20 protein-coding genes and 2 tRNA genes are annotated in these 15,314 nt (G+C 66.4%); 11 read left to right on the plus strand and 11 right to left on the minus strand.

The genetic code is table 11. The annotated features are described in order from the left end of the window. Nucleotides 1-261: 261 nt before the first annotated feature. The 8 genes from LRG10_RS05680 to LRG10_RS05715 all read right to left on the minus strand — a co-directional run bounded on the left by LRG10_RS05680 (nt 262) and on the right by LRG10_RS05715 (nt 5,100). A complete protein-coding gene (locus tag LRG10_RS05680; RefSeq protein WP_238634924.1) occupies nt 262-963 on the minus strand; it encodes a M48 family metallopeptidase in 702 nt (233 codons plus the stop codon). 36 nt (nt 964-999) lie between these two features. Next, nucleotides 1,000-1,449 (minus strand): transposase, encoded by a 450-nt coding sequence (locus LRG10_RS05685; RefSeq protein WP_238634925.1) that lies wholly within the window; start codon nt 1,447-1,449, stop codon nt 1,000-1,002. 218 nt (nt 1,450-1,667) lie between these two features. Further along, a complete protein-coding gene (locus tag LRG10_RS05690; protein WP_238634926.1) occupies nt 1,668-1,811 on the minus strand; it encodes a transposase domain-containing protein in 144 nt (47 codons plus the stop codon). A 311-nt stretch (nt 1,812-2,122) separates the two neighbouring features. Continuing rightward, nucleotides 2,123-2,377, minus strand: a complete 255-nt coding sequence (locus LRG10_RS05695; protein ID WP_238634927.1) for a hypothetical protein — start codon at nt 2,375-2,377, stop codon at nt 2,123-2,125. Between the two features lie 3 nt (nt 2,378-2,380). Continuing rightward, nucleotides 2,381-3,337, minus strand: coding sequence for a TraI domain-containing protein (locus LRG10_RS05700; protein WP_238634928.1), 957 nt, complete (start codon nt 3,335-3,337; stop codon nt 2,381-2,383). After that, nucleotides 3,334-3,606, minus strand: coding sequence for a hypothetical protein (locus LRG10_RS05705; RefSeq protein WP_238634929.1), 273 nt, complete (start codon nt 3,604-3,606; stop codon nt 3,334-3,336). Before LRG10_RS05705 ends, LRG10_RS05700 begins: the two co-directional genes overlap by 4 nt. Continuing rightward, a complete protein-coding gene (locus tag LRG10_RS05710; RefSeq protein WP_238634930.1) occupies nt 3,606-4,868 on the minus strand; it encodes an Arm DNA-binding domain-containing protein in 1,263 nt (420 codons plus the stop codon). Before LRG10_RS05710 ends, LRG10_RS05705 begins: the two co-directional genes overlap by 1 nt. Next, on the minus strand, nt 4,861-5,100 hold the full coding sequence (locus tag LRG10_RS05715; protein ID WP_238634931.1) for a hypothetical protein: 240 nt from the start codon (nt 5,098-5,100) through the stop codon (nt 4,861-4,863). Before LRG10_RS05715 ends, LRG10_RS05710 begins: the two co-directional genes overlap by 8 nt. Before the next feature lie 145 nt (nt 5,101-5,245). Between LRG10_RS05715 and LRG10_RS05720 the strand changes: the two genes are divergently transcribed. The 11 genes from LRG10_RS05720 (at nt 5,246) to LRG10_RS05770 (ending at nt 13,310) form a co-directional block, all read left to right on the plus strand. Next, nucleotides 5,246-5,509 (plus strand): helix-turn-helix transcriptional regulator, encoded by a 264-nt coding sequence (locus LRG10_RS05720; protein WP_238634932.1) that lies wholly within the window; start codon nt 5,246-5,248, stop codon nt 5,507-5,509. A 288-nt stretch (nt 5,510-5,797) separates the two neighbouring features. After that, a tRNA-Val gene (locus LRG10_RS05725) sits at nt 5,798-5,874 on the plus strand. Between the two features lie 111 nt (nt 5,875-5,985). Further along, nucleotides 5,986-7,908 (plus strand): threonine--tRNA ligase, encoded by a 1,923-nt coding sequence (gene thrS, locus LRG10_RS05730; RefSeq protein WP_238634933.1) that lies wholly within the window; start codon nt 5,986-5,988, stop codon nt 7,906-7,908. A 54-nt stretch (nt 7,909-7,962) separates the two neighbouring features. Further along, entirely contained in the window at nt 7,963-8,460 is a 498-nt protein-coding gene (infC, locus tag LRG10_RS05735; protein WP_201168453.1) for a translation initiation factor IF-3, read from the plus strand. Between the two features lie 79 nt (nt 8,461-8,539). Then, on the plus strand, nt 8,540-8,734 hold the full coding sequence (gene rpmI, locus LRG10_RS05740) for a 50S ribosomal protein L35 (protein WP_201168244.1): 195 nt from the start codon (nt 8,540-8,542) through the stop codon (nt 8,732-8,734). Between the two features lie 18 nt (nt 8,735-8,752). Next, the gene (gene rplT / locus LRG10_RS05745; RefSeq protein WP_011813241.1) at nt 8,753-9,112 is read left to right on the plus strand and encodes a 50S ribosomal protein L20; all 360 of its coding nucleotides are present in this window, start codon (nt 8,753-8,755) and stop codon (nt 9,110-9,112) included. Between the two features lie 17 nt (nt 9,113-9,129). Continuing rightward, nucleotides 9,130-10,161, plus strand: a complete 1,032-nt coding sequence (pheS, locus tag LRG10_RS05750; protein WP_201168246.1) for a phenylalanine--tRNA ligase subunit alpha — start codon at nt 9,130-9,132, stop codon at nt 10,159-10,161. Nucleotides 10,162-10,164: 3 nt separating this feature from the next. Then, complete coding sequence (gene pheT, locus LRG10_RS05755) at nt 10,165-12,543, plus strand: phenylalanine--tRNA ligase subunit beta (RefSeq protein ID WP_201243000.1); 2,379 nt, start codon at nt 10,165-10,167, stop codon at nt 12,541-12,543. Between the two features lies 1 nt (nt 12,544). Next, nucleotides 12,545-12,850: an integration host factor subunit alpha gene (gene ihfA, locus LRG10_RS05760; protein ID WP_011813244.1), complete on the plus strand. Its 306-nt coding sequence runs from the start codon at nt 12,545-12,547 to the stop codon at nt 12,848-12,850. Next, complete coding sequence (locus LRG10_RS05765) at nt 12,825-13,187, plus strand: MerR family transcriptional regulator (protein ID WP_201168250.1); 363 nt, start codon at nt 12,825-12,827, stop codon at nt 13,185-13,187. The genes ihfA and LRG10_RS05765 overlap by 26 nt, the downstream gene beginning before the upstream one ends. A gap of 46 nt (nt 13,188-13,233) precedes the next feature. Next, nucleotides 13,234-13,310: transfer RNA gene (locus LRG10_RS05770), tRNA-Pro, on the plus strand. Between the two features lie 102 nt (nt 13,311-13,412). On the opposite strand, the gene LRG10_RS05775 is transcribed toward LRG10_RS05770, so the two are convergent. From LRG10_RS05775 to LRG10_RS05785, 3 genes are read right to left on the minus strand one after another with little or no spacing between them, the layout of a single operon-like run. Beyond that, nucleotides 13,413-13,979 carry a hypothetical protein gene (locus LRG10_RS05775; protein WP_201168378.1) on the minus strand — a complete coding sequence of 189 codons (567 nt, stop codon included), beginning with the start codon at nt 13,977-13,979 and terminating at the stop codon, nt 13,413-13,415. Nucleotides 13,980-14,027: 48 nt separating this feature from the next. Further along, nucleotides 14,028-14,690, minus strand: coding sequence for a hypothetical protein (locus LRG10_RS05780; RefSeq protein ID WP_238634935.1), 663 nt, complete (start codon nt 14,688-14,690; stop codon nt 14,028-14,030). Further along, complete coding sequence (locus tag LRG10_RS05785; RefSeq protein ID WP_238634936.1) at nt 14,687-15,283, minus strand: RNA polymerase sigma factor; 597 nt, start codon at nt 15,281-15,283, stop codon at nt 14,687-14,689. Before LRG10_RS05785 ends, LRG10_RS05780 begins: the two co-directional genes overlap by 4 nt. Nucleotides 15,284-15,314 lie beyond the last annotated feature (31 nt).

Consider the following 15,314-nt stretch of genomic DNA (forward strand, 5'->3'; position numbering starts at 1 on the left):
GGCGCTGACAGACAAGGTTTCCGCAGACCGGGTGGCTGATCGTAATCAGGTGTTGGAGATGGTGAAGGCCATAGGCACGCACCCTTACCGTCTCGCTCGGGAAGGCCAGCGGTTCGCCGGAGCCGGTCGACGGGCGCGGGCTGAGACGGTGAAGGAGACCCTGCGATTGTGTCTTGACGGCTAGGGCGAACCACTTTGACGGTCTGCCGGGGCACTCCCGAGTCCAGCGGTAACATTCCTTGTCGACGAACATCGATCAGCCTACAACCCTTCAACCTCGATACCATGCCTGGCCAGCCAGTTCTTGCGCCGCTCAAAGTCGGGCATGGCGCGCTCAAGGCGCCGCCAGAACGCGGGCGTGTGATGGGGTTCGACCAAGTGGATCAGCTCGTGCACCACGACATATTCCGCGATGCCCCGAGGGAGCAGAATGGTCTTCCAGTGGAAGTAGAGCCAGCTGCCTCGTCCGCACGAGCCCCAACGAAATCCCAGGTCTTGGACCTTGACCCCTGCAGGCGATAGCCCCAGCCGTTTCGCATGGGCATCGACCTGACGCCCCAGCCAGTCCTTGGCACGCCCGGCGTACCAGCGGATGAAGTGCTGCCGAGCGTCATCCAGCGCATCTTCCCGCATCCGGAAGCGTCCGGCATCAAGCTTGAGCGGAACGCTCTGCTCGCTGGCCGGAATGATCTTCAGGCGATAGCTCCGCCCCAGGTAGAGAAAGCCCTCCCCGTCCACGTACTCCTTCCCTCGGACGGGTCGCTGGCGCAGCGCCTTTTCTGCCAGCTTCTTGTAGATCCAGCCACGCTTCTCGGATACAAAGGCCCGCATCTTCTCCGGTTCGGTCCCGGTGGGCACTGCAATGGCCAGCTCACCGTCGCGGTCGACGGTGATCTCGAGTGTCCGGCGTCGGCTGCTCTCGCGCACCTGAAGGACCAGATCGTCGACTTCTAGCTGTGTCATGTGTGTACCAGCCGCTCGTGATTGGCTCGCGCAAGATCAACCAAGCGTTCCACCAGGGGATCGATCCCATCCACCAGCGGCCAGCACGGCATTCATGGTATCACCCAGACGGCCTTCGAGTCGGCAGCGGTCCATTCGCCCATCGGTCTTCATGTGGCCGATCACCGCCTCTACCGCCGAGCGTCGGCGCAACTCGCGACGAAGTCGCCGGGTGTCCACGCCACGCCGCTGTCCAGAATGGAAGACCTTCATTCCGGGCAACCCCAAGGCGCCCTTGTAGCCGCGGTCGACGTAACAGTGCGTCGGACGGACACCGCTGAGGATCTCCGCCTGTTCCAGGGCCTCGTTGAGCGTGTGGCCATCGTAGGGACGATTCGGCATCGTCCGGCAGCCGACGACGAAACTCTCGCGGTTGGTCACCGCCACCGAGACCTTCACACCGAACTCCCAGGGCTTGGCCACTTTGCCCTTGCCGATGACCTCCACCTCCGGTGCATGCCAGGCGAGGAGCTTGTCCGGATCCTTGCGCGTATGCTCAAGAAGCTGCCGTGCCTTGCGCAGCTGCGGCCGAAGGGCCGTGGCCGCGGATTCCGGGGCATCGACAAGTTTGCGCTCGATGTCCCGCGTCAGCCGCCCCAGGGTAAGCGTCCGGCTGCCCCCGTCTGGATGGGCCGGGGCGGCCGCTGCAATCCGAGTAGACTCGCTTATGCGGCCTGAGGATCGGTCCAGTGGTAGGGTAGCCGCTTCCGGATGCGGTTGGCGGGGTGATCCTGGATGCGCTGGAGCACATCCTCGAGGTAGCGCCGGACGTTGACTCCGTTCTGGTGGCAGGTCGCGACCAGGGTCATCAGACCATCACCGCTTCGACACCCCGCCGGAGCCGGCGAAGTTCCAGTTGCGCCGATCATGCTCAGCTCTGCATAAACGCAATTAGGGCGAATTCCCGATTACGCGGAGCCTCACAGCCCGACGGTCAATAACACTTTGAAACACTGAGAGATGGTGGATGCTGCTTGGCCGTTAATTCAGCCTAGTCAGCTGCACTCGGTCCAGCGACAACCAGACAGAACAGGCGTATTCCGCTCGCCTCCAGGCTGCTGCGAAAAACAAAACAGCGACCTGCGCGGTAACCTCACCCACCCGGCCGGCAGGGGGCCACCTACCTACGCCCGAAGTAAGCATCCCAAGCCGCGGTATCCGGATCCAGGCTCTGGATCTCGGCATCATCGGCCTCGAGGATCAGGCGCTCGAGCATCGCTCGTTTCGTGACGGCGTAACGACGCGCCAACCGCCCCAAGGCGAGGTCCACTTCCATGCGCACCCAGGCATTCAGGGGACGCTCGCCCGCCCCTCCATGGGCGGTTCGGCGCCGGGCGCGATACGCACGCTGCCGCTCAGCACTGGACTGGGCCACGGGTCACCTCCCCTCCAGGGGATAGGCGTCTGACCCAGTCCGATAGAAGATCCGCGGAGGACCACCCGTACTGGGGCGGAGAACACTGATCCGGCGCCACTCCGGAGCGCCGCGGAAGGCGAGTCGACGCGCATCCCTGGCGGCGCTGTACCGGTCGTGGGCGGCGATCAGCTGCGCCTCCGGGATCCGGTTGCCGTCCACAGAGCCCTCGATGACCCGGAAGACGTAATGGAGCAGCTGCCACGCCTCAGAGTCCTCCTCGCGCAGCTGGCTAAACTCCCCCTCCAGCAGCGGCTTGTTCAAGAGAGCGTGCTCCCGCCTCCAGAACGGGGTACGGCCGAGAACCGCCGGTGCCACCTTCCCCAGGTCGTGAAACAGCGCGCCAATCAGCACGCCCTGGCGAACCAGGCCGCCGGAATCCGGCTCCCGAACGACCCGGCCAACCGCCTCAACGAGCTCCAAAGAGTGCTGCAGCAACCCTCCCGGCTCCACGTGATGACAGTCGTCACTGGCGGGGATCGAGACAAATGGCGCGATCCTGACCGGATCGCCAAACACACGATCGAGAAAACGGAGCAGCGCGGGGCGGGAGATGGCCTCGTCCATCAAGCGGTAGAGCCGCTCAAGCAACCCCGGCACCGGGCAGAACCGATGGGGAAGCAGCCGGAGCGTCGAGTCCACGCCGGTCGGCTCGAGCGCATCCACACGGTAATACCAGCGGCCTTTGGCTGTCTGCGCTCGGGTCACCGTGACGCGCACCACGCCCCCTTCCCCAGGCGGACGCGGAACCCCCGATTCGTCCATCGGCGCCCGGTAGAGGACCTCCCGGGAGCCGGAACAGTCTTCCAGCTCCAGGGCGTAGAGGCCGGGCAGGGCTTGCCGGCGCTGCACCCGGGCAACTCCGTAGACACCGCTCCAGCAAGAGAACGGCTCTTCAGGGACCAAACGAATCAGCGTCATGCCGCAGCCTCCACCCGGCGCTGAAGCCGGTCCACGAAGACACGGAAGAGCGCCTCCGCAACCGCCCGGTCTTCCAAATCAAGCTGCCGCAGCAACCAGTCCTCAAGGGCAGCCTCAAGCGGCTGCCCTTGTCTCGCCCCCACCACCGCACGAAGCCGCTGCGGATCCTCACTCGCGAATGCACCGAGCAGGACCTGCGCCATCTCTTCCACCGGCGCCGGAACCACGTACGCCTCGTACCCTGGCCCCTTGAGTTGAGTCATTCGCATCAGCCCTGCTCCTGCTCGTCGTCACCCCCGGAGAACACACCGGCCATCTCGGCCGGCCCAAGCTGCGCTGCAAGCAACCGCTCGATGGCCGAGCCGTCGCGCCGGGTCAGGTTCGGCACATAGCGCGAGTACACGGTGAAGAGCATCTTCGTGTCGCTGTGCCCCATCTGCCGGGCGATCCACTCCGGGGACTCGCCCGAGGCGAGCCAGAGCGTGGCCGCAGTGTGACGGGTCTGATACGGCCTCCGCCGGCGCAACCCCGCGGCCTCGAGCGTCGGATACCAGATGCGGTTGGAGAGGTTGTTGTACTGGATCGGCCCGCCCTTCGGGGACTGGAACACGAACGCCCCCTCATCACCGCCGGTGCGCTGGTACTGCTTGCGCAGGGCAGCCTCGACCTGGCTGCTCATGTCGATAAAGCGCTGCGAAGCCGTGGTCTTGGTCGATTGGGCATGCCGCCCCTTGACCAGCGTCTCGCGGACCTGGATCTGCCGGTTCTGCAGATCGACGTAGCGCCAGCGCAGGCCATCAATCTCCGAGGTCCGCATGCCGGTGAAAAAGCGCACCAGGAAGTACTCCCGGTAGGCCGGCTCCACTGTGTCGAGAAAGGTCTTCACCTCCTCGAGCGAGAGCGGATCGATCTCGGTGCGCCCCTGACGCAGCGGCTTGACCGCATCCGCCGGATTGGTAACGTTGTAGCGGTCGGCGGCTTCGGCAAGGATCTGTCGCAAGAGCGCGAGGATCTGATTCACGCGACTCGGCGACAGGGCCCTCTGACTATCGCTCGGTGCTTTGGCGAGCTTGGCGCGATAGTCGAGGATTTCGGCCTTCGTGAAGTCGCCGACCCTCTTCTTCCCGAAGTTCGGCAGCAGGTGCTTGTTGAGGATGTCCCGGATCTTGCCTTGGTAGGACGGCTTCCAGGTCACCTCGTACTGCTGCAACCACTCCTCTACGAAGGCCGAGAAGGTCGGTGTACCGTCTCCACCCGCCACGCCCACCGCCGTAGCGGAGACCTCCTGGCTCGTTGGCGCGTCCCCTTGGGAGGTTGCCGCGAACTTCTTAGCGCGGGGGCTGTTTGGGAAGTAAGACGCGTAGTCGAACGTCCCCAGTTCGATCTCCGCCTCGATCTTGCGCAGGACCTGCTCCAGCCGCTTGCGGTTGGCGCGGGTGTCTTTGAGCCGGGTGTACTCGCGGCACCGCTCCCCCTTGTAGCGGAAGTCGAAGAACAGGCACCCATCGGATCGCACTCGCACACTAGCCATGGCAGACCCCTCCAGCGGCCAGCGGGATGCCACCCTGTTCCGCCGCATGGGGGGCCAACATCATCTCCTCGATTGGCTCCCACAGATACACGACCTTCCGACCGTTGAACGGCCGCAGGTAATGGATGCCCTCAATGAACTCCCGGTCCCGCAGAACCTCGTTGATGTAGCGCGCACAGTACGGGATGCGCTCGGACAACTGCTTCGCTGACAGATAAGTGTATTGCTCCATCGTTCCTCCTGTGCCTTTTGGCTTACCTGTGTTAACCCTGCTTAACCAATGTAACCCATGGTTGCGGTCTTGTCAAGAACAAATGGCAGCTTTATCGGACATCCGTCCGCAATGCGTTACACTGCAACCAAACTTGGAGGGCCCGATGATTAGATACCGCCTCAAAGAGCGCATCGCGGACCGCGAGTTCGCCGAAGGACGCAGAATCAAGATGACGGAGATCGCTGAGGAGACTGGCGTCAATAGAACGACGCTCTCCAAGATCGCCAACCAGCGCGGCTACAACACGACCACAGACGTGATCGACCGACTTTGCAGCTTCTTCGGCTGCCGGGTAGAAGAGCTCATCGAGCACATTCCGGAAGACTCCGAAGGCGACTCAGGACGCCTCGGTAAAACGAATCACTGAGCCATAGGCCGGCATGGGGAGGCAAGACACAGGCATGGCCCAACTGCGGGTTGTGATCAGAGAAACCCCTGACCGATGAGTCGATGCCCAACAAGGAGGCCAAGGTTGGGCCACAGGCGGGCCAAACATGGGCCAAGACAGCAACCACAAGAGCAGGAACGGTCAGGCTCCTTCCGAGCACGTATACAGCCGCTCTATAATCAGCAGGACAACGAGCTGTCTATTCAGCGAGTTACAGACAGGGGTTGACTCCACGCCGCACACGATTAGAATGCGCAGCACATCGACAGGCGCGTAGCTCAGCTGGTTAGAGCGCCACCTTGACATGGTGGAGGTCGGTGGTTCGAGTCCACTCGCGCCTACCAGATACGCTGCACTGCGCCCGGTCGCGACCCCTGACTGCAGGGATATCGCGCCGGGCGCAGTCATTCATGCACGTGGCCCCTCGTATCGGTCACCACTGTGGAGGCTCAGCCATGCCCGCCATCACCCTCCCCGACGGCTCCGTCAAGCAGTTCGATCACCCGGTCACGACCCGCGAGATCGCCGAGTCCATCGGTCGCAAGCTGGCCAAGGACGCCATCGTCGGCCGTGTCGACGGTGAACTGGTCGATCTCGACCGCCCCATCGAGCACGATGCGCGCGTGGAGATCGTCACCGCCAACGACCCGGACGGGCTCGACGTGATCCGCCACTCCACCGCCCACCTGATGGCCCAGGCGGTGAAGCAGATCCATCCCGAGATGCAGGTGACCATCGGGCCGACGGTGGACAACGGCTTCTACTACGACTTCGCCGGCGAGCACTCCCTCTCGGAAGACGAGCTGGAGACCATCGAGCAGCGCATGAGCGAGCTCGCCGAGGCCGACCAACCCGTCGAACGCGAGGTCTGGGACCGGGACGCCGCCCGGCAGTTTTTCCTTGAGCAGGGCGAGACGTACAAGGCCCAGATCATCGACGACCTGCCCGAGAGCGAGACCATCACGGTCTATCGCCAGGGCGATTTCGCCGATCTGTGCCGCGGCCCCCATGTGCCGAGCACCGGCCGGCTGAAGGCGTTCAAGCTGACCAAGGTGGCCGGCGCCTACTGGCGCGGCGACCAGAACAACGAGATGCTCCAGCGCGTCTACGGCACCGCCTGGCCGGACCGCAAGCAGCTCAAGGCCTACCTGGACCGCCTGGCCGAGGCCGAGCGGCGCGACCACCGGCGGCTGGGCCGGACCCAGGATCTCTTCCACGTCCAGGAGGAGTCGCCGGGGATGGTGTTCTGGCACCCGCGCGGCTGGCGCCTCTACTTGGAGGTCCAAGAGTACATCCGCCAGCTGATGCGCGAGAACGGCTACCAGGAGATCCACACCCCGATGCTGGTGGACCGCAGCCTGTGGGAGCGCTCCGGCCACTGGGCGATGTTCGCCGACAACATGTTCGTCACCGAGTCCGAATCGCGGCACTACGCGGTCAAGCCGATGAACTGCCCGTGCCACGTGGAGGTCTTCAAGCAGGGCCTGAAGAGCTACCGGGACCTGCCGCTGCGCCTGGCGGAGTTCGGCTCCTGCCACCGCAACGAGCCCTCGGGCACGCTGCACGGGCTCATGCGGGTACGCGGCTTCGTCCAGGACGATGCCCACATCTTCTGCACCGAGAACCAGATCCAGGAGGAGGTCCGCACCTTCATCGATCTGGTCTACCGCGCCTACCGGGACTTCGGTTTCGACGATGTGCTCATCGCCCTCTCCACCCGCCCGGACGAGCGGGTCGGCGACGATGCGCTCTGGGACAAGGCCGAGTCGGCGCTGGCCACGGCGCTGGAAACGCACGGGCTCGACTATACCCTGCAGCCGGGTGAAGGGGCCTTCTACGGGCCGAAGATCGAGTTCTCGCTGCGCGACTGCCTGGAGCGCGTCTGGCAACTGGGCACCATCCAGGTGGACTTCTCCATGCCGGGCCGGCTGGGGGCACAGTTCGTCGATGACGACGGCGAGCGGCGTACGCCGGTGATGCTCCACCGGGCCATCCTCGGCTCCCTGGAGCGGTTCATCGGCATCCTCATCGAGCACTACGGGGGCGCCCTACCCACCTGGCTGGCTCCAGTCCAGGCGGTGGTGCTCAACATCACCGACCGCCAGGGCGATTACGCCCGCGATGTGGAGAGACGGCTGCTCGAAGCCGGTTTCCGCGCCGAGGCCGACTTGAGGAACGAGAAGATCGGCTATAAAATCCGCGAGCATACGTTGCAGAAGGTTCCCTACATGCTGGTTCTTGGGGACCGGGAGCTGGAAAGCGGTACGGTGGCCGTCCGCCACCGCGACGGCACCGACCTCGGCTCCATGGAACTGGAAGAGCTCGTATCGCGGCTTGGTAACGATATCGCGGGTCACGGGCGCGAACAGGAGGATTAGAGGATCGCAACGAGACCGAAACGCGGGCGTGGCGGCGGCGGCGACAACCGCCGGATCAACGAGCAGATCACGGTACCGCAGGTGCGGTTGATCGGTTCGGACGGCGAACAGGTCGGCGTGCTGCCCACCGAAGACGCCCTTGCGCAAGCCGAAAACGAGGGACTCGATCTTGTGGAAATCGATGGCAACGCGGACCCGCCGGTCTGCCGTGCCATGGACTACGGCAAGTTCAAGTTCGAGCAGAGTAAGAAGCAGCAGGCGGCGCGCAAGAAGCAAAAGCAGATTCAGGTCAAGGAGGTCAAGTTCCGTCCGGGCACGGACGAGGGCGACTTCCAGGTCAAGCTTCGCAACCTGCGCCGGTTCCTCGAGGAAGGCGACAAGGCGAAGGTGACGATCCGCTTCCGCGGCCGGGAGATGGCGCACCAAGAGCTCGGCAAGCGCCTGCTGGACCGGCTCGAGGAAGAGCTCAGCGATGTCGGTACCGTGGACCAGCGGCCGCGAATGGAAGGGCGGCTGATGGTCATGATGATGAGCCCGCGCAAGGGCAAGTAAGGTGTCGAACCACGCTGCGGGCGCGTACCGCTAGTCAGGCGGCGCGCTCGCTTCTTTTTGTGATGAGGGGGAGGCAGTCATGCCCAAGCTCAAGACCAACCGTGGCGCAGCGAAGCGCTTCAAGGTGAAGGCCTCCGGCCGGATCACCCGCGCGCGCTCCAACCACAGCCACATCCTGACCAAGAAGGACCCGAAGCGGAAGCGCCGTCTGCGCGAGCTGACTGAGGTCCACGCGAGCGATGCGCCGATGGTCCGGCGCATGGTCGCCAAGTAAACACGGGAGCGTTCTTCCATGTCACGAGTCAAGCGGGGCGTCACCAACCGCGCCAAGCACAAGAAGGTTCTCAAGGCTGCCAAGGGCTACTACGGCATGCGGGGCAGCGCCTTCCGCATCGCCCGCCAGCAGGTGATCAAGTCCGGGCAGTACGCGTACGCCCACCGCCGCCTGCGCAAGCGCGAGTTCCGCAGCCTGTGGATCCAGCGCATCAATGCGGCAGCGCGTCAGCACGGCCTGTCCTACAGCCGCCTGATGAACGGCCTGCAGCAGGCCGGCATCGAGGTCGACCGCAAGCAGCTGGCTGACCTGGCCGTCCACGAGCCGCAGTCCTTCGCGGCGCTGGCCGAGCGTGCCCAGGGCGCCCTCAGCAACTGAGGGCGGCTCGCCAGGGCATGGGTGCCGACTACCAGGACGAACTCAACGCGCTGACCCGGGAGGCAGAGGACGCCGTAGACGGCGCCTCTGACCTGGCGGGTCTGGATCAGGTCCGGGTCGCCTATCTCGGCAAGAAAGGCAGGCTGACCGCCCTGCTCAAGGGTCTCGGTCAACTGCCCGCTGAGCAGCGGCCCGAGGCCGGTGCGGCCATCAATGCCGCCAAGGAGCGCGTCAGTCAGCGTATCGAGGCCCGGCGCGCCGAACTTGAGCGAGCCGCTCTCGAGCAGCGTCTGGCCGCCGAGCGGATCGATGTCACCCTACCCGGCCGCGGCACCGAGCGCGGCGGCTTCCATCCGGTCACCCGCACCCTCGAGCGTATCTCCGCGATCTTCGCCGGTGCCGGTTTCCACGCCGCCGACGGGCCGGAGGTCGAGGACGACCGGCACAACTTCGAGGCGCTGAACATCCCCGCTCACCATCCGGCGCGGGCGATGCATGACACGTTCTACTTCGACGCCACACGGCTGCTGCGCACGCACACCTCCCCGGTGCAGATTCGCGTGATGGAGCGCGACGGCGTGCCCATCCGCGTCGTAGCCCCGGGACGGGTCTACCGCTGCGACTCCGATCTCACCCACACCCCGATGTTCCACCAGGTCGAGGGGCTGCTGGTCGATCGCGATGTCAGCCTGGCGGATCTCAAGGGCGTCCTCCACGAGTTCCTCAACGCCTTCTTCGAGCGCCCGGTCGCCGTGCGCTTTCGGCCATCGTACTTCCCGTTCACCGAACCCTCGGCCGAGGTCGACGTCGAGTGCGTGATCTGCGGCGGCGATGGCTGCCGGGTGTGCAAGCACTCCGGCTGGCTGGAGGTGCTCGGCTGCGGCATGGTTCATCCGGCGGTCTTCGAGCACGCCGGCATCGACGCCGAGCAGTGGACCGGGTACGCCTTCGGCATGGGCGTCGAGCGCCTGGCCATGCTCCGCTACGGCGTGGACGATCTGCGCCTGTTCTTCGACAACGATCTGCGCTTCCTCGGGCAATTCCGGTGAACCATGCGTGTAAGTGAGCAGTGGCTGCGCGAGTGGGTGAACCCGTCGCTCTCGACCGAGGCGCTGGCCGAGGCACTGACCATGGCCGGCCTCGAGGTGGATGCCATCGAGCCCGCCGCCCCGGCTTTCACTGGTGTGGTGGTCGGCTCGATCGTCGACTGCCGGCCCCACCCCGAGGCCGACCGCCTCCAAGTCTGCGACGTGGACGCCGGCGGCGAGCGCCTGGAGGTCGTCTGCGGTGCCCCGAACGCGCGCCCCGGCCTGAGCGCGCCGCTGGCGCGTGCCGGCGCGGAGCTCCCGGGCGGCCTGCAGGTCCAGGCCGCCGAGGTGCGCGGCGTAGCCTCGGCGGGCATGCTCTGCTCGGCCAGCGAGTTGGGCCTGAGCGACGAGGCCGACGGGCTGCTGGAGCTGCCCGAGAGCCTCGCCCCCGGGAGCGATCTGCGCCAGGCCCTGGCGCTGGATGACACCGTCCTCGAGATCGACCTCACACCGAACCGCGCGGATTGCCTGGGCATGATCGGGATCGCGCGGGACGTGGCGGCACGCACCGGGGCCGAGATGCACACCGCCGAGCCGCAGGCCGTGCCGGCGGCCTGCGACGAGCAACTGCCGATCACCCTGGAGGCCGAGGCGGACTGCCCGCGCTACACCGGCCGGGTGATCCGCGATGTCGATCCGCAGGCGCCCACACCGATCTGGATGCGCGAGCGTCTGCGCCGCGCCGGGATCCGGAGCGTCTCGGCGCTGGTGGATATCACCAACTACGTCATGCTCGAGTACGGTCAGCCGTTGCACGCCTTCGACCTCGACCGCCTGAGCCCGCCGGTGACCGCCCGTCGCGCGCGCGCCGGCGAGACGCTGACGCTGCTCGGCGGCGAGCAGGTGGAGCTCGACGACGGCGTGCTGGTCATCGCCGATGCCTCCGGTCCGGTGGCCTTCGCCGGCGTGATGGGTGGCGAGACCACCGCCGTGGGCGACGCGACCACCAGCATCTTCCTCGAAGCAGCCCATTTCCATCCGGCCACCATCGCCGGTCGGGCCCGACGTTACGGCCTGCACACCGACTCCTCCCACCGGTTCGAGCGCGGCGTGGACTTCGAGACGCCCCGTGCCGCCAGCGAGCGCGCCACGCAGCTGGTGCTGAGCATCTGTGGCGGCCGCCCAGGGCCGATCAACGAGGTCGTGGCCGCCGACGCCCTACCCCGCCGCGCGCCCATCGAACTGCGCCGCGAGCGCCTTGAAGGCCTGCTCGGCTGGTCCATCGAAGAGCAACAGGTCAGCGGCATGCTCCAGCGCCTGGGCACGCGCCCGGAATCCACTGAGGCTGGCTGGCGCGTCCAGCCGCCGAGCTGGCGCTTCGACATGGAGCGCGAGGTGGACCTCATTGAGGAGGTGGCCCGCCTCTACGGCTTCGATAACGTCCCCGAACGCCCCCTGCGCGCGCCGCTGCACGTAGCCGCGGCCCCAGAGCAGCAGCTCGACGACCGGCCCCTGCGCACGACGCTGGTCGAGCGTGGCTACTTCGAGGCCATTAATTACGCCTTCGTCGATCCGCAGCTCCAGCAGCGCCTCGATCCCGAGGCCGAGGGGCTGCCGCTGGCCAACCCGCTGTCGGCAGAGCTGGCGGTGATGCGCACCTCGCTCTGGCCCGGCCTGCTGATGGCTGCGCAGCGCAATCAGCACCGCCAACACGAACGGGTCCGGCTGTTCGAGTGCGGGCGCACCTTCCGCGGCCACCTCGACGACCTGGCCCAGACACCGATGCTCGCCGGCGTGGCCGCCGGCCCCCGTTACGCCGAGCAGTGGGATGCACCGCGGCGGTCGGTGGACTTCTTCGACGTCAAGGCGGACCTCGAGGCACTGATCGCCCAGACCGGCGAGCCCGCCTCGTTCACCTTCGAGCCGGCACAGCACGTGGCCCTGCATCCGGGTCAGTGCGCGCGGATCCTGCGTGACGACAGCCCGGTCGGCTGGCTCGGGACCCTGCACCCGGAGCACGCCGACGCCTTGGAGCTCCACGGCGCCCCCGTGCTCTTCGAGATCACGCTTGAGGCGCTCAGCCGCGCCGCGCTGCCGCGTTTCCAGCCCATCTCGCGGTATCCGTCGATCCGGCGTGACCTGGCGGTACTCGTCGACGATAACGTGCCCGCCGGGGCGTTGCTTCGCACCGCCCGCGATGCGGCCGGGACGTACGCCGTCGGCAGCCGACTGTTCGACGTCTACCGGGGCAAAGGGGTCCCTGAAGGCCAGAAAAGCGTTGCCATGGGCTTGATTTTACAGGATTATTCGCGCACGCTTACGGATCGCGACGTCGATGACGTCATGGCGGGGGTGGTTTCCCGCCTGCAGCAACAGTTCGGAGCGAGCCTGAGAGGGGAGTAAGATGTCGCTGACCAAGGCGGATATGGCCGAGCGGCTCTTCGAAGAGGTCGGCCTGAACAAGCGGGAGGCCAAGGAGCTGGTCGAACTCTTCTTCGAGGAGATCCGCACCGCCCTCGAAAACGGCGAGCCGGTCAAGCTCTCGAGCTTCGGCAACTTCGAGCTGCGCGACAAGAACGAGCGGCCTGGCCGCAACCCCAAGACCGGGGAAGAGATCCCCATTTCCGCCCGGCGCGTGGTGACCTTCCGCCCCGGCCAGAAGCTCAAGAGCCGCGTCGAGAGCTATGCCGGAACCCGAGAAGAGCAGTGATGGCGAACTGCCGCCGATCCCGTCGAAGCGGTACTTCACCATCGGCGAGGTTAGCCAGCTGTGTGCGGTCAAGCCCCACGTCCTGCGCTACTGGGAGCAGGAGTTTCCCCAGCTGAGACCGGTCAAGCGCCGCGGTAACCGGCGCTACTACCAGCGTCACGATGTCATACTGATCCGCCGCATCCGCGCCCTGCTCTATGAGGAGGGTTTCACCATCGGCGGTGCCCGCCAAAAGCTCGAGAGCGGCGAAGAGCGCGAGGACGTGGCCCAGAGCCAGCAGATCATCCGGCAGATGCGCATCGAGCTCGAGGGCGTGCTCAACATCCTCAAGCGCTGATCCCTTGTGCGCCGCGGTCTCGATCCGTATACTTTGCGGCCTGAGTCGGGGCGTGGCGCAGTCTGGTAGCGCACCTGCATGGGGTGCAGGGGGTCGCAGGTTCAAATCCTGCCGCCCCGACCAAACACCGAAAGGGCCGCGGAACGGGGACGTTCCGCGGCCCTTTTTTGTGGGGAGGCCCCGATTCCGATTGTTCCAGCACCCCCTCACCGGGCTCCGGCCTGCCTAGTTCGCCGGTGTACCCTCCGGCCGATTGCCTTCCCGGGCTTCTTCGGCCCGCTCCCGGCCCTCACGGGCGTCGTCTTGGACCGAACGGCCCTGCTCCCGGGCCTCTTCAGCCTGCTGGCGTGCCTGCTCAGCCTGTTCCCTAGCGGCTTCACGGGCCTCCTCGCCTCGCTCCTGGCCGGCTGCACGGGCTTGCTCCCCGCGCTCCTGTCCCTGACTGCGGGCCTCCTCGGCGCGTTCCTGGCCGAACTCCCGGCCGCCTTCGCGCGCCTCATTGGCCGTCTCCAGGCCTTCGGCCGCACGCTCCCGGGCCCGGTCGGCCGCCTGCTCCGGCAACTCGATCTCCTGCGCCACCTCCTCCTCGGTCGCGTCGTCGTCGAGCCGGCGCATGGTGGCATCCCGTAGCGTCTCGCCCTCGGACACGGTCTCCCCGGCGTCAGCGGCGACCTCATCCTGGGCCTCGACCTCCTCGGCGGCCACCGGCACGCTCAGCGAGGCGATCAACAGCCCCACCGGCACAAGCAAGTAGCCTAACCGGCGACTCGCGTTTCTCGGCTTGGTCCTCATCGTTGCCTCCTCCTTCAGCTCAACTCGTCCAGTCTTGGGTGACGCATTTCAGGACTCGCGCTCATGTGGTTGGACGAGGGTGACCGGCAGGCGCAGCTCCTGGGACCGACCCTCGTGCTCGATGCGGGTCACCAACTCTCCCTGCTCGACCTCGGCCCCCGGTATACCGCGCACCGGCAGCGTCAGGCGGTTGGCGCCCGGTTCCAGATCACCTTCCCAGCTGACCCGTCGCTGCGACGGATGGCCTTCCAGCTCGAATCCCTCAGGAACCTCGACCTGGAACCGTACCCCCTCCAGTCTTCGTTCGGCGTCGATCGCCAGCCGGAACTCCTGAACCTCGCCGTTTTCCGGGCCGGTCACCGGCGGATCCGTTTGTGCGGGCCGCCAGTCGTAGAGCGCCAGCCCGCCGCCGACGAGGATCCCCACCGCCACGACACCGGCGACTAGGCGCTGACCCACGGTGGGCACCACAGAATCGCTCCGCGCCCGCCGCAGTTGCGTCGCCACCCAGCCGGGCGAGACCGCCTCCTGGCCACCGATTTCGGCCAATTGCCGACGCAGCCGTAGACCGTCCTGGTACCAGGCCCGACAGGCCGGACAGACGGCCAGGTGCGCATAGCACGCCTCGGCCTGTGCACTATCCAGTTCGTCCGCCTCCAGTTCCACGAGCGCTTCGCGGCAGCCCAGGCAGTCCATCGTTCGCTCCGTCATCGATCGGTCCCCTTGTCCGCCTCACACGCACCGGCCCCGACATCGGTTCCATCCATCAGGACCTGGCGAAGCCGGTCACGGGCCCGCGCCAACCGCGACTTCAGGGTTCCCTTGCTCACCCCGGTGAGCTCGGCCACCTCGTCCAGCGACAACCCCTCGATGTAATGCAGAAGCACGACCTGGCGCTGCGCCTCGGGCAAGGCGCCCAGGGCACGCTGCAACCGCTCGCGCGTCAGCGCCTGCTCGACCAGCTCGGCGGGGCCGTCGCCCGGCTCGGCAAGGGTGTACGGGACGTCCGGATCGTCCTGAGACTGGTCGTCCCAGGGTGGGCGGGCCTGAGTGCGGCGATGGCGATCGATCCACAGGTTGTAAAGCGAACGCGCCAGCCAGGGATAGGGCCGATCGAGGGCGGCAATCTCGTCACCACGGGGGTAGAGCCTACTCAGCAGTTCCTGGATGAGGTCTTCGGCCTCGGCATCGTCGCCGCAGAGCCGGCGCGCGAAACCGTAGAGGCTACCCAAGTGGTGGCCGATGACGGTCTCGAACGCGCCCCGCCGGCCACGGCGGCTCCAGAGGTTCAATAGCGTACCCATGCCCTCTCCCACGCACGGAACGCCCCAGTGG

This window comes from Halorhodospira sp. 9628 (assembly GCF_022228075.1).
Lineage (GTDB): Bacteria > Pseudomonadota > Gammaproteobacteria > Nitrococcales > Halorhodospiraceae > Halorhodospira > Halorhodospira halophila_A.